We start from the raw sequence: 13,775 nt of genomic DNA, 5'->3' as shown, positions 1-13,775 counted from the left end.
AGGAAATAAATTCTGGTTCGGTCCGGTGTCGGTGGCTCAGAGCGACCCCGGGCGGAGTCGGTATGTGCCTGGATCCGGTGGCGTGCCATCGGATCATTCGGCGTTTTCCGAAGCTTGGTTGCCCATGGCAATGCGGGAAATCCCTTGTACTGAAGGGATCTGAGCCGATCGGTCACCGTCCGGTATCGACGGGGCCGGAGAGTCTTCCGCTGCCGGTGGTTCTGTGTCATCCTCCGGGGTAGCGAAACCCGAGATCCTATCGGATATCGGTTCCACTCCAGCGCGTGAGGGAAAGGATGCGGAGTGAGCGCAACCTTCGAGGTCAAACCGGCGCCGCCGGCACCGGCACCCCGGGAGGCGGTGAAAACCGCCCGGAACATCCCCAGGACCAGCCGCCGGACCGCGGCCCGCCGCAGCCTGCGCCGGCACTGGCAGCTCTACCTGCTGATCGTCGTACCGCTCGCGTACTTCGTCATCTTCAAGTACATCCCGATCACCAACGCGGTGATCGCGTTCAAGGACTACAGCCCCATCAAGGGCCCGTGGGGCAGTGACTGGGTCGGGTTCCGCAACTTCGAACTGTTCTTCCAGAACCCGGTGTTCTGGACCCTGGTGAAGAACACGTTCTTCCTGGCCGCCTACACCGTGCTGGCCAGCTTCCCGATCCCGATCGTCCTGGCCATCGCGCTGAACGAGATCCGCAACGGCCGGTTCAAGAAGGTCACCCAGCTGGTCACCTACGCGCCGTACTTCATCTCCACCGTGGTGGTCGTCTCGATGACGATCCTGGTGCTGTCGCCGCGGCTGGGGTTCGTCAACGACGCGATCGGCCTGTTCGGCGTACCCGCGGTCGACTTCCTCGGCAACCCGAACTACTTCCGCCACATCTACGTCTGGTCGGACGTGTGGCAGACCACCGGGTACTCGGCGGTCATCTACCTGGCCGCGCTGTCCGGCATCGACCCGGCACTGCACGAGTCGGCCCGGATCGACGGGGCCAGCCGGCTGCAACGGATCCGGCACGTCGACCTGCCCGGGATCATGCCGACCGCTGTGATCATCCTGGTGCTCGGCGTCGGCAACATCATGTCGATCGGGTTCGAGAAGGCCTTCCTGCTGCAGAACCCGCTGAACCTGGCCCAGTCGGAGATCATCGCGACCTACGTCTACAAGACCGGCCTGCTGAACGCCGACTTCAGCATGGCGACGGCGATCGGGCTGTTCAACTCGGTGATCAACCTCTTCCTCCTGCTCGGCGTGAACTTCGCGGCCAAGCGCATCACAGGGAACGGACTCTGGTCATGAGCATCACTTTGCAGGGCTTCCGGCGTACGGCGGACAACCGGTCGGAGCGCACCACGATCGAGGAGACGACGACCGACCGGATCTTCCTGATCGGCGTCAAGATCATGCTCTGGATCGCGCTGATCGTCGTCACCGTCCCGCTGATCTACATCATCGCCAACTCGTTCAGCAGCGCGTCGGCGGTGAGTGGCGGCCGGGTTCTGCTCTGGCCGATCGAGCCGAGCCTGAAGGCGTACAAGGTGGCCTTCGGCGACCCGCAGATCATGCAGGGCTACCTGAACTCGTTCATCTACGCGATCGGCGGCACGCTGATCAGCGTCACGCTGACGATCGCGATCGCCTACCCGTTGTCCCGCCGGACCTTCTTCGGCCGCAACGTGATCATGAGCGTGCTGATCTTCACCATGCTGTTCTCGGGCGGCCTGATTCCGACGTACCTCGTGGTGCAGGACCTGGGCATGCTGAACACCCGGTGGGCGATGGTGATCCCGAGCGCGATCGGGGTCTGGCAGGTGATCATCGCGCGGACGTTCTTCCGCTCGACCATCCCGGACGAGCTGTACGAGGCGGCCACCATCGACGGGGCCAGCGACCTGCGCTTCCTCTGGTCGATCGTGCTGCCGCTGTCCAAGCCGGTGATCGCGGTGATCGCGCTGATGTACGCGATCTTCCAGTGGAACAGCTACTTCGACGCACTCGTCTACCTCAAGGACCCCAGCCTCTATCCGTTGCAGATCGTGCTGCGCAACGTGCTGATCCTGAACACCGTCGCGGGTGGCTCGACCACCCAGAACCTGGCCCAGCAGCTCGACCAGCAACAGCTGGCCAACGTCCTCAAGTACGCGCTCATCGTCATCTCGAGCCTGCCCGTACTGATCATCTACCCGTTCGTCGCCCGCCACTTCACGAAGGGCGTGATGGTCGGCGCGGTCAAGGGCTGAAACAGCCCACTCCAGAAGGGAAACACAGCAATGCGCTCATCCGTGAGCAAGGTCGTTGCGCTGGCCGCGGCCGGTGCGCTCGCCCTGGCGGCGTGCAGTTCGGACAAGTCGGCCAAGGGGGCGGCGAACGAAACCTCGGCCGACGGCAAGGTGGTCATCGACACCTTCACCCCCGCCGACCAGAACACCAACCTGGACACCAACCAGGTCACCAAGATCATGAGCGACAAGTTCAAGATCCAGTTCCGCTGGCAGACCACGACGTACGACGGCGGGCCGGCCAAGGAGAAGCGGCAGATCGCGCTGGCCAGTGGCGACTACCCGGACCTGTTCTTCCTGATCCCGTGGATCGACGCGTTCACCCAGGCCGAGGTGCTGAAGCTCGGCAAGCAGGGCGTCGCCGTACCGCTGGAAGACCTGATCAAGGACAACGCGCCGAACATCCAGAAGGTGCTGGACTCCAACAAGGAGTACAAGGAGATGGCGACCGCACCGGACGGTCACATCTACGCGCTCCCCGAGTGGGCCGACTGCTACCACTGCACCTACCCGGACAAGCTGTGGATCAACAGCGCCTGGCTGAAGAAGCTCGGCCTGCAGGTGCCGAAGACGACCGAGGACCTGCGCAAGGTGCTCGAGGCGTTCAAGACCAAGGACCCGAACGGCAACGGCAAGGCCGACGAGATCCCGATGACGACCGACCCGCAGGACAGCAGCCTGATCGCGTACCTGATGAACGCGTTCGCCTACGACCCGGTCGGCGCGAACAACGGTGTCCGCTCGCTGCTCACGCTGAACGGCGACAAGGTGGTCACCCCGGTGACCTCGCCGCAGTGGAAGGAAGGCCTGAAGTACATCGCCTCCCTCTACAAGGAGGGCCTGATCGACCAGGCCGCGTTCACCCAGAACGCGCAGGCGCTGCAGGCCCAGGGCAACAACCCGAAGGCGGTCGTGCTCGGTTCGGTGCCGGTGCTGTGGCCGGGCATCTTCGTCCAGCTCGACTCCAAGGACGGCCGGGACAAGCAGTACGACGCGGTGCCGCCGCTGACCGGTCCTGACGGCAAGAGCTACACCGGGTACAACCACCCGACCTCCACCGGTTACACCTTCATGCTGACCAACAAGGCCAGCAAGGAGGCACAGGTCGCCGCGGTCAAGATGCTGGACTACATCTTCACCGACGAGGGTCAGATGACCGCCACGATGGGCCCGGAGGGTGTCGGCTGGAACAAGCCCAAGGCCGGTGAGATCGCGCTCGACGCGAGCACCAAGCCGATGTACAACCCGGTGCAGAACGCGCCGAAGAACATCAACTGGGGCGCGCTGGCGCAGTACAACAACACGCTGGCGTACCGGAACGCGCAGGTCGTGCCGAAGGACATCTACACCGGTGCGGGTCTCGAGCGCCGGCTGTTCGAGGCGACGAAGCTGTACGAGGGCCACGAGGACAAGTCGCAGTGGTTCCCGCAGTCCTTCGTATGGCCGGACCCGAGCCTCAGTGGTGAGCTGGCCACGCTGCAGACCAACCTGAACAGCTACGTGAACCAGAACCAGTTGGCCTTCATCACCGGCTCGAAGAACATCGACACCGACTGGGACGCCTTCGTGAAGGGTCTCGACAGCACCGGCATGCCGCGGTACCTGGAGATCAACCAGCAGGCCTACGACAAGTACAAGTCCGGGAGCAAGTAACTCCGATGTCGCACGAACTGTGGTTTCGTCAGCCCGCGCCGGACTGGTTCGAGGCGTTGCCGGTGGGCAACGGTCACCTCGGTGCCAAGGTGTTCGGCCGGGTCGGCGAGGAACGGATCGCCCTCAACCTCGACGATGTCTGGTCGGGCGACGGTCCTCGCGAACTCGAGGTGACGGACGGTCCGGCGGTGCTGGCCGACGTACGGCGGCTGCTGCTGGCGGATGGTGATCGGCTGGCGGCGACCGAGCGGACCAGGGCCTTGCAGGGTCCGCTGGTCGAGTCGTACCAGCCGCTCGCCGACCTCTTGATCAGCTCGGCCGGGGAACCACAGGAGTACCGCAGGAGTCTGGATCTCCGCACCGGAATCGTCGCCGTCGAGTACACCCGCGACGGCGTACGGTTCCGGCGCGAGACCTACGTGTCCGCACCGGACCAGGTGATGGCGTGGACGATCAGCGCGGATCAGCCGGGTGCGATCGACCTCGACCTGCGGTTGGCCGGGGCGCATCCGGTCCGCGTGGAAGTGGCCGACGGCACCTATGGTGTCGTCGGGCACGCGCCGTCGGATCTCACCATCGAGTACCGGCAGAGCCCGGACCCGATCCGGTACGAGGAAGGGCGCGGCATCGGCTTCGGTGTCGCGCTCCGCGCGGTGAACGACGGCGGCAGTGTGTCGGTGACTGAAGCAGGCGTCGCCGTCCGTGGCGCGAACAGTCTGACCGTTCTGGTGTCGGCGGCCAGCACCTTCGAGGGCTGGTCAGTGCCGCCCGGTCGCGACCCGCGCGTGGCGTTGCGCGAGGCAACCGCTCTGCTGGATGCGGTTGCCCTCGAGAAGCTTCGGGAGCGTCACCTCGAAGATCACCTGCGGCTCTACGAACGCGCCGAGCTGCACCTGGGCGAGGTGGTGGAGCTGCCGACCGACGAGCGGATCAAGGCGGTCGCTGCCGGCGGCAACGATCCGGACCTGGTCGCCCTGACGTTCCACTTCGGTCGCTATCTGCTGATGGCGTCCTCGCGGCCGGGGACCCAGGCCGCCAACCTGCAAGGCATCTGGAACCAGGACCGCCGGCCGATGTGGGCCAGTGACTGGACCAACAACATCAACACCCAGATGAACTACTGGCCCGCCGACCTGACCGGGCTGGGGGAGTGCTTCGACCCGCTCACCGATCTCCTCGAAGGCTTGGCGGAGTCGGGTGCGGAGACCGCGCGGATCCTGTACGACGCTCCCGGCTGGGTGTCGCACCACAACGCGGACATCTGGCGCGCCACCTGGCCGGTGGGTGAAGGTGGCGACGATCCCGTCTGGTCGATGTGCGCGACCTGTGGTGTCTGGCTGACCGCGCACCTGATGGAGCACTACCGCTTCGGCCTGGACGTGGCCTTCCTGCGGGACCGTGCGTACCCACTGATCGCGGGCGCAGCGGACTTCGTGCTGTCGATGCTCGTCGAAGACGGTGACGGCACGCTGCAGTTCATCCCGTCGACCGCGCCCGAGCACCACTTCATCCTGCCGACCGGTGAGAAGGCGTCCGTCGACCTGACCTCGACGTACGACATCTGGCTGATCCGCGAGCTGTTCGCCAACCTGGCCGAAGCGGAAGGCGTCTTGGGGATGACCTCCGACCTCGCCGCGCGGGCGGCGGCCGCACGGGAGCGACTGCCGAAGATCGGTGCGACGCCCGACGGCCGGCTGCTCGAATGGCCGACGGACTGGCAGCCCTCCGAGCCGCAGCACCGGCACCAATCGCATCTGTACAGTCTCTACCCGGGCGCCGAGATCGATCCCACACGTACGCCGGACTGGGCGGCGGCCGCCCGTGCCTCGCTCGAGCTGCGGACCGCGGGCGCGACGAACGGCGGATGGACGGCGGCCTGGCTGGTGGCGCTCTGGGCGCGGCTGTTCGAGCCGGAGAAGGCGTCGGCGGTCATCCAGGACTATCTGAGCCGACTGGTCTCGGACAACCTGTTGCACCGCGACGGCGACATCTTCCAGATCGACGCGAACTTCGGCATGACCGGCTGCATTCCGGAACTGCTGTTGCAGAGCCACACCGACGTCATCCGCGTGCTGCCGGCCTTGCCGGCTGACTGGCCGGACGGCTCGTTCCACGGTCTGCGTGCCCGCGGCGGCCTGACCTTCGACGTGAGCTGGCGGGACGGCGTACTGACGGCGGCGACGGTGCGGGCGACGCAGGCCGGTACGCACCGGATCGCGTTGCCGGACGGGGAGCTGACCGTCGAGCTCACGGCCGGGCAACAGCTGGACCTGGTTAGGGATGCCTAACCAAAGTTGTTGTAGGGTCAGCGGCTGTGAAGAAGCTGATCGGAATTGGCGTGCTGGCTGCCCTGCTGGTCCTGGCGGGGTGTGGCGGCAAGGACACCGGGAGTGCCGACACGGGGGTCGGTGACAAGGACGTGGCGACTGGCGGGCGGTTGTTCAAGACTGCCGACGAGGAGACCGCCAAGCTCGGGTCGGACGCGCAGCCGGGGCAGTTCCCGCGGACGGTGAAGCACGCGCTGGGCGAGACCAAGCTGGAGAAGAAGCCCGAGCGCGTCGTCGTCCTGGACAGCGGCGAGCTCGACGACGTACTCGCGCTCGGCATCACGCCGGTCGGGATGGCGACGACCGCCGGTCAGGCCGGTGTTCCGTCGTACCTGGCCGACAAGGCGCAGGGGATCAAGACCGTCGGCGGGATCAGCGAGCTGAACCTCGAGGCGATCGCCGCGTTGAAGCCGGACCTGATTCTGGGCAGCAAGCTGCGGGCGAACGATCTGTACGACAAGCTCAGCGCGATCGCGCCGACGGTCTTCAGCATCCGGCCCGGGTTCCCGTGGAAGGAGAACTTCCTGCTGGTCGCGGACTCGGTCGGCGAGGAGGACAAGGCCACCGGGATCTTGAACGACTACCAGAAGCGCGCCGACGACGTGAAGTCCAAGGTGCACGGGTCGCCGACGATCTCGCTGGTGCGGTTCCGGCCGGGCGAGATCCGGCTGTACGGCAACCTGTCGTTCATCGGCGTGATCCTGAAGGACATCGGGCTGCCGCGGCCGAAGATCCAGGATGTGCAGGATCTCGCGGTCGAGGTGTCGCAGGAGAACATCGGGCAGGCCGTCGGCGACTGGATCTTCTACTCCAGCTACGGCAAGCCGGACACCACCGCCGAGAACACCGTTGTCAACGGCAACCTCTGGAAAGCCTTGCCGGCGGTCACGAACGGCCAGGTGGCGCGCGTCGACGACGAGGTCTGGTTCCTCGGCCTCGGCCCGCTCGGCGCGATGGACGTCCTGACCGACCTGGAGAGGTTGCTGGGTCCGAAGGGTTAGAGGATGCGGTAGTGGAGGTGGACGAAACCGCTGGTGAAGCGGCGTTCGTCGAGGAGTTCCAGGCGCAGCTGGAGGGCGTTCGGCAAGGCGTGTTTGCCGCCGCCGACCATGATCGGGGCGAGGAACAGGTGGCACTCGTCGACGAGGCCGGCGTTCAGGGCCTGGCCGGCGAGGTCGGCGCCGCCGATGCTCAGATCGGAGGCCGAGGACTCCTTCAGCCGCTGGATCGCATCGGGTTCGAAGGTGCGCCAGATGCGTGTCCTGGCGCTCGTCACCGCCGGCAGTGTTCGTGAGTACACGACCTTCTCGGCCCCTCGCCAGATCTCGGCGTACTCCCGGGCCACATCGGAGCTGTTGGTGGCGGTCTCCCAGTAGACCATCGTGTCGTACATCCGCCGGCCGTACAGGTACGTCGCGATCGGACGCTCCAGCTCGTTGACGAACGCGTGCACCTCCTCGTCCGGTGCCGCCCACTCGAACCCTCCGTCGGCATCCTCGACGTACCCGTCGAGGGAGGTGATCGCCGAATAGATCAGGTTGGCCATCTCACTGTCCTTCCGTCGTGACCGGGAACAGTCCACGGTCGGCGGTCGTGGTTGTGACGCTAGCCCGGGGAGGGATCAGTCGAGGACGTGGCCGCGGTCGGTGACCTCGACACCTGGAGCACATCGGCGGACAGCCGCGGCCAGCTCGTCGAAGGGGAGCGGGCGGCCGAGGACCTCGAAGGTGCCCGGCCAGGGGCGGTACGGGCCCCACGCCTTCGAGCTGCGGGGCAACGCGTCGTCGTCGTACCGGAGAACGATCAGATACGGATGCCAGGACTCGCCGCCGTCGCCGTTGTCGAAGTGCCGCTCGACCCGGCAGACGCCGTGCACCTCGGACCACGGGATGGTCTGCGGCTGCTCGCCGCCGAGGTAGATCCCGGTGTCGTCGACCGTCAGCAGAACGTCCTCGTCGTCGGCCTCCCGGCGCTCCTCGAGGGCGGTGATCGCGCCGACCAGCAGCAGGATCGGCAGTCCGACCGCGAAGATCAGCGGCATGCCGCCCCAGGACAGCCAGACCGCCTCGAGCGGCTCGCGGATCGATGCGCCGCGGATGAGCTGGATCACAACGATGCCCAGCGTGAGCAGCACCATCAGGCTGAACACCAGCGTGCCGAGGTACAGCACGGTCTTCGTGGTGCCGAGCCCATGTCGCTTCACGACGAGCGGCTCAGCGGTCTGCACAGGCTGCATACCGGCATTGTCGGCGCTGGCCCACGACGGCACCAGGTCTCTCACGGAATCCTCATCATTACGGTCCGATCGGTCCTTCGGACGGATGAAATCGGCCCGTTCGACCCGGCATGGACTTTGGTCCGGGCCAAGTGTCCGCAACAATCACTGCATGCCGGACCGCCAGACCGCAGTCGCCACCCGCACGCCGTCGCCTCGGCGCGGCGCCTCCCGACGCCCTCGGAAGGGCAGTATGTGGCGTCGCGGCTGGCTGATCGCCGTCCTCGCGATCCTGACCGCTCTCCCGTTGCTCTTCCACCGCTACGTCCCGAACTCCGTCGGCAACCTGGGCAGCCTGCTCGACACCTTCCTGCCCTGGGTCGGCGTCGCCGTACCGATCCTCGCGGTGGCCGCAGTGGTACGACGTTCCGCCATCGCGGGCGTCGCGCTGCTGGTACCCGTGGTGGTGTGGGGGCTGATGTTCGGCGATCTGCTGATCCCCGGCAAGGGTGGTGGCGGCGCGTACGACCTGCGGGTCCTGTCCCACAACGTCGACGCGGCCAACCCGGACCCGAAGACGACCGCCCAGGACCTGCTCGCCGCCGACGCGGACGTGATGGCGCTGGAGGAGATCACCACGGCGGACATGAAGGTCTACAAGGCCGAGTTCGCCAAGAAGTATCCGTACGAGGTCTCCCGGGACACGGTCGCCCTGTGGTCGAAGTACCCGGTGGCGCAGAGCGAGTCCGTCGACGTCGGCTTCAAGTGGACCCGCGCGCTGCGGGCCGAGGTCAGCACGCCGGAGGGCAAGGTCGCGGTGTACGTCGCCCACCTCGCGTCGGTGCGGGTCGGCACCAGCGGCTTCACGTCGAACCAGCGCAACGACACCATCAAGGCGCTGGGCCGGCAGATCGCCGACGAGAAGCTGGCCGGCGTGATCGTGATGGGCGACTTCAACGGTACGGCGAACGACCGCAGCCTCGCCCCGTTGACCGCCGGACTGCGCTCGGCTCAGGGGGCCGCCGGGCAAGGGTTCGGGTTCACCTGGCCGGCCAAGTTCCCGATGGCGCGGATCGACCACATCATGGTGCGCGGTGTCACGCCGACCAAGGCCTGGGTGATGAAGCCCACCGGCAGCGACCACCGCCCGGTCATCGCCGAGCTACGGATCTGACTCGATCCAGTCTCTTCGGACGCTTCTGCGCCTGTAGTTGAAAGCAGGCGTAACGTACAGCAACGCGCCGTACCGGTGGAGAGAAGTAGACCGACGAGTAACCCGCTCGGCCTCGCGGACTCGGGGATCGCGTTGCCGGGCCTCGACGTACTCCCGGTCAAGGTGCACACGCTCGACCAGGCGCTGGCGGCGTACCTGCAGAGTGACGAGGCGCTGCCGCTGTCGTTCCCGATCGCCGGCCTGCTGAATTTGATGGCGACGCAGGTCAACCCGCTCGCGGTGAACGGGCCGCACCTGTCGCCGTTCGCCCGCCTGTCGTACGCCGAGAAGGCGCAGGCGTTCGAGTTGATCGAGCGGACCGACGCGGATCTGGTCGCACTGCTCGACGTGCAGTTCCCGGAGCCGTTGAAGGCCTCGGTGTCCGGACTGCTGAAGTTCGTTGGTGGCGCGCTGATCGAGTTCGCCACCTTCGGGGCGTACGGCGAATCGGCCGTCTACGACAAGGTGAGCCGCACGCTGCGGAAGCGGCCGGTCGGCTGGAACCACACCGGCTACCAACCGCACGGCCCGGTCGAGGGCTGGGACGACTTCATCGGCTACTACCAGGGGCGCCAGGAGGTGCACGACTGATGCGCGACGTCATCGTGATCGGAGCCGGCGGCGGCGGGCCGGTGGTGGCGAAGGAGCTCGCTGCGCTGGGGGCCGTCCGACCGGTCCAAGCAGGCCTGGTACCGCGAGTGGCCGCAGAACTCGTTCGTCTGGCAGCTGTCCGGCGTCGGCGGCACCACGCAGCACTTCTACGGCAACTACCCGCGCGCGTACCCGGCGTCTTCGAGGGGTACGACGGCGCCGACAAGTCGGCGTACGACGTCGATCACCGCTTTCCCTTTACTTATGGGGAAATGGTGCCGTACTTCGAATGGGTCGAGGCGACCATGCCGGTGATGACCGCGGCGATGGGTCACAAGGAGCAGACCTTCTTCCGCGGCGCCGAGACGCTCGGGTTGCCGGTGCAGACCACGAAGACCACGCACCGGCCGGCGTACCGGCCGCAGGAGAACGCGATCCTGCAGCCGGGCGGGACGGCGGGAAAGACGGCTGCCTCGGACCTGCTCGTTTATCCGAAGGCGACCGGGTGCACGTTCTGCAGCTACTGCTTCCAAGGCTGTATGCGGCCGAATGGTGCCCCGCGCAACCAATTCGCGAAGCGCTCGACGGACAACAGCTACGTGCCGATGGCACTGACCGCGGACGTGTGGTCGCGCGGCGGCAAGCCGGTCGAGCTGATCGCGGACGCGTTCGTCACCCAGGTGCATGCCGAGAAGCGGCACGGTGTGCTGACGGCCACCGGTGTCACCTGGCGCTCGGCGGGTGTCGAGCACCGTGAAGACGCCCGGGTCGTGGTGATGTCGGGTGGCTGCACGGAGAACCCACGGCTGTGGCTGAACAGCGGGCTGCCGAATCCGAACGGGTGGGTCGGGCGCGGGTACACCGACCACTTCTTCGACTGGGTGTTCGGGGTCTTCGACGACTACACCGGCAACCCGAAGGGTGTCGGGTCGAGCGCCCGGCTGGACTACCCGCCGTACGGCGGTCTGGAGAAAGTCGGCCTGCCACCGGCGCTGGCCGCCTTCGCGGGGACGCTGTCCGACAGCGGGATCCGTGGACAGTACAAGAACGGTCGCGGCCGGACCGGGCCGTGGGACGGGCCGGCCGGGCGTGTGATGGGGCCGGAGCTGAAGGAGGTCCTGTCGCACGGGCTGGATCGGCTGCTGAGCGTGCTGGTGATCACCGACGACGACGTCGAGGCGCAGAACCGGGTCACCCTGTCGGCGCTGCCGGCAGACGAGAACGGGCCGATCCCGAAGGTCACCTTCAAGCAGCGCCGACGGACCGCGCGGACGCTGCGGAACCGCGAGTTCATGGCGCGGAAGGCGGCCGAGTTGCTTCGGGGCGCCGGCGCGAAGAAGGTCCACCGGATCGACTGGGCGCCGCTGATCCTGCACGTCCAGTCGTCGATGCGGATGGGCTCGTCGGAGCGCAACTCCGTCGTCGACCCGCGCGGCGAGACGCGCGCGGTGAAGGGGCTGTTCATCGCCGACAACTCCGCGCTGTCCAACGGTCTCGGCGGTCCGAACCCGACGCTGACGTCCCAGGCGCTGGCGACGCGGACGGCCGAGAACATCTTCACGACGTACTTCGGCGGCGATCCATGGGTGCACTCGAGTGCCCCGGTGGTGTCCACCGATCCACGGATCAGCGTGCGCTTGGGACAGCTCGGGCTGTAACCATGTCCGTTTGACGAACATCGGCGTCCGGCCCGGTCCTGCCGTCCGGGCGCTGATTTTCCTACGCTCGAAGGACCCGATCAGGAGGAACTTCGAGATGACGATCACCTCTGACAAGCCCGAGTTGTCGTCCCTGGCTCGGCAGTACGCCGACGAGGGTTTCGTGCTGGTGAAAGGCCTGCTCAGCAAGGACGAAGCGGCGTACTACCGGCAGCGCAGCCACGACCTGCTGGCGCAGCTGAACCGTCACGACGACCCCACCTGGAAGTCGGCGATGGGGCTGGCCGACGGCGCGACCCGGCTGCAGCATCTGCATGACGCGCAGTTCTACGACGCCGAGTTCGCCAAGCTGCTGGTGGACCCGCGCTTCACCGACGTGGCCGCCGCGGTGATGGGTGTCGACAACGTGCAGCTGCACCACACCAAGCTGTTCGTGAAGCCGCCGGAGAACGGTTCGCCGTTCCCGCTGCACCAGGACCACCCGTTCTTCCCGCACACGTACCACCGGGTCGGTGCGGCGATCTTCCACTTCGACGACGCGCCGGTCGAGAAGGGCTGCGTCCGGGTGATCCCGGGCAGCCACAAGGACGGTCCGCGGGAGCATGACCCGGAGGGCTCGTACCACCTGACCGACGTACCGTTCGACACCGCGACACCGCAGCCGGCCGAGGCGGGCGACGTACTCTTCTTCACCTATCTGACCGTGCACGGGTCCGGGGTGAACGTGAGCGACGAGGCCCGGACGACCTGGCTGATCCAGTACCGCGACCCGGCGGACCCGCCGATGGTGAAGACGCACGACTGGTCGCTCGGGCAGGGCATGATGCTGCGAGGAGTCGACCCGACGGGTAGGAGCGCTGTTTGACCCTCGCGGACGTCGCTGCGGCGGATCGTTTCGTCGACCTCGCGGGACTGCTGGAGTCCTGCGAGGTCGACGGTTTCCGCGCGGACTTCCTCAGCTGGGGTCATTACCGGCCGGACTACTGGCGCAACTACTGGCACAGCCACTCGTTCCACGAGGTCTGCCTCGCGTACTCCGGCGAGGGCCGCTTCAACAACGGCTCAACGCAATACGACGTCCAGCCGGGCGCAGTTTTCCTTGCGCGACCCGGCGACGTCCACGAGATCGAGTCCAGCAGGACAGCCCCACTGGGCATCGCCTTCTGGGGCTTCACCTTCCGCCCGGCCGCGTCCGGCAGCCGGGCGGGGGAGAGTGTGCGGCCGGCGGCCACCGCACCCGGCCCTGACCGGCGGCCAGCGGTCGCCCCCGATCTCCCCGGCTGGTGGTCCGGGCTCACCCGGCCCGACGGGCCGGTCGTGTCAGACCGGGCAGGCTCCTTGCCGGCACTCATCACCGCGCTCGCCGCCGAAGCGGCCGCGCCGGTGTCCGGCTACACCACCGCACTGGCGGCGCTCGGCTCCGCACTGGTGCTCGAGACCGCCCGCACCTTCGCCCTCGGCGAGGACCTCGCGGTAGACCCCGTCCGGCGTGACCGCGGTCCTTTGGTCGTCGAGGCTATGCAGCGGCACCTCCGCGACAACCTGTCCCGACCGATCACCGTCCGGGACGTCGCGGCAGTGGCACACCTGTCCGAACGCCACGCCGAGCGCCTGTTCCAGCAGCAGACCGGCGCGTCGATCATGTCGACCCTGCGCCGGCTGCGGCTGGAACTCGCCGCACAGCTCTTACTAGATCCCGCCGTCACCGTGACCGAGGTAGCCCGGTCCTGCGGCTATTCCGACGTACGCCCGTTCTCCACCGCGTTCCGGCGACACTACGGGCGCACACCGGGGGAGCACCGGCGTACCGGCGGCACTGAGTTCGTTTAGAAC

12 protein-coding genes are annotated in these 13,775 nt (G+C 67.0%); 10 read left to right on the top strand and 2 right to left on the bottom strand.

Translation table 11 applies throughout. The features are described from left to right. Window positions 1-303 precede the first annotated feature (303 nt). From OG876_RS42375 to OG876_RS42355, 5 genes are read left to right on the top strand one after another with little or no spacing between them, the layout of a single operon-like run. Window positions 304-1,305: an ABC transporter permease gene (locus OG876_RS42375; RefSeq protein WP_328522390.1), complete on the top strand. Its 1,002-nt coding sequence runs from the start codon at window positions 304-306 to the stop codon at window positions 1,303-1,305. Further along, window positions 1,302-2,246, top strand: a complete 945-nt coding sequence (locus OG876_RS42370) for a carbohydrate ABC transporter permease (RefSeq protein ID WP_328522389.1) — start codon at window positions 1,302-1,304, stop codon at window positions 2,244-2,246. Before OG876_RS42375 ends, OG876_RS42370 begins: the two co-directional genes overlap by 4 nt. Before the next feature lie 30 nt (window positions 2,247-2,276). Continuing rightward, on the top strand, window positions 2,277-3,938 hold the full coding sequence (locus tag OG876_RS42365; RefSeq protein WP_328522388.1) for an ABC transporter substrate-binding protein: 1,662 nt from the start codon (window positions 2,277-2,279) through the stop codon (window positions 3,936-3,938). 5 nt (window positions 3,939-3,943) lie between these two features. Then, window positions 3,944-6,226 carry a glycoside hydrolase family 95 protein gene (locus OG876_RS42360; RefSeq protein ID WP_328522387.1) on the top strand — a complete coding sequence of 761 codons (2,283 nt, stop codon included), beginning with the start codon at window positions 3,944-3,946 and terminating at the stop codon, window positions 6,224-6,226. 26 nt (window positions 6,227-6,252) lie between these two features. Beyond that, complete coding sequence (locus OG876_RS42355) at window positions 6,253-7,266, top strand: ABC transporter substrate-binding protein (RefSeq protein WP_328522386.1); 1,014 nt, start codon at window positions 6,253-6,255, stop codon at window positions 7,264-7,266. Here the strand turns inward: OG876_RS42355 and OG876_RS42350 are convergent. Together OG876_RS42350 and OG876_RS42345 are read right to left on the bottom strand one after the other, a co-directional pair. Beyond that, on the bottom strand, window positions 7,263-7,811 hold the full coding sequence (locus OG876_RS42350) for a dihydrofolate reductase family protein (protein ID WP_328522385.1): 549 nt from the start codon (window positions 7,809-7,811) through the stop codon (window positions 7,263-7,265). The two genes, OG876_RS42355 and OG876_RS42350, sit on opposite strands and share 4 nt — an antisense overlap. Before the next feature lie 75 nt (window positions 7,812-7,886). Continuing rightward, window positions 7,887-8,546 carry a hypothetical protein gene (locus OG876_RS42345; RefSeq protein ID WP_328522384.1) on the bottom strand — a complete coding sequence of 220 codons (660 nt, stop codon included), beginning with the start codon at window positions 8,544-8,546 and terminating at the stop codon, window positions 7,887-7,889. A gap of 187 nt (window positions 8,547-8,733) precedes the next feature. Between OG876_RS42345 and OG876_RS42340 the strand changes: the two genes are divergently transcribed. The 5 genes from OG876_RS42340 to OG876_RS42320 all read left to right on the top strand — a co-directional run bounded on the left by OG876_RS42340 (window position 8,734) and on the right by OG876_RS42320 (window position 13,772). After that, a complete protein-coding gene (locus tag OG876_RS42340) occupies window positions 8,734-9,654 on the top strand; it encodes an endonuclease/exonuclease/phosphatase family protein (RefSeq protein WP_328522383.1) in 921 nt (306 codons plus the stop codon). 75 nt (window positions 9,655-9,729) lie between these two features. Beyond that, the gene (locus OG876_RS42335) at window positions 9,730-10,284 is read left to right on the top strand and encodes a hypothetical protein (protein ID WP_328522382.1); all 555 of its coding nucleotides are present in this window, start codon (window positions 9,730-9,732) and stop codon (window positions 10,282-10,284) included. Further along, entirely contained in the window at window positions 10,284-11,942 is a 1,659-nt protein-coding gene (locus OG876_RS42330) for a GMC oxidoreductase (protein WP_328522381.1), read from the top strand. Before OG876_RS42335 ends, OG876_RS42330 begins: the two co-directional genes overlap by 1 nt. A 97-nt stretch (window positions 11,943-12,039) precedes the next feature. Next, the gene (locus OG876_RS42325; RefSeq protein ID WP_328522380.1) at window positions 12,040-12,807 is read left to right on the top strand and encodes a phytanoyl-CoA dioxygenase family protein; all 768 of its coding nucleotides are present in this window, start codon (window positions 12,040-12,042) and stop codon (window positions 12,805-12,807) included. Further along, window positions 12,804-13,772: an AraC family transcriptional regulator gene (locus OG876_RS42320; RefSeq protein WP_328522379.1), complete on the top strand. Its 969-nt coding sequence runs from the start codon at window positions 12,804-12,806 to the stop codon at window positions 13,770-13,772. The genes OG876_RS42325 and OG876_RS42320 overlap by 4 nt, the downstream gene beginning before the upstream one ends. The last annotated feature ends 3 nt before the right edge of the window (window positions 13,773-13,775 follow it).

The organism is Kribbella sp. NBC_00359 (genome assembly GCF_036097425.1).
Lineage (GTDB): Bacteria > Actinomycetota > Actinomycetes > Propionibacteriales > Kribbellaceae > Kribbella.
The sequence above is the reverse complement of the archived record's forward strand: the minus strand, read 5'-3'. Positions and strand labels throughout refer to the sequence as shown.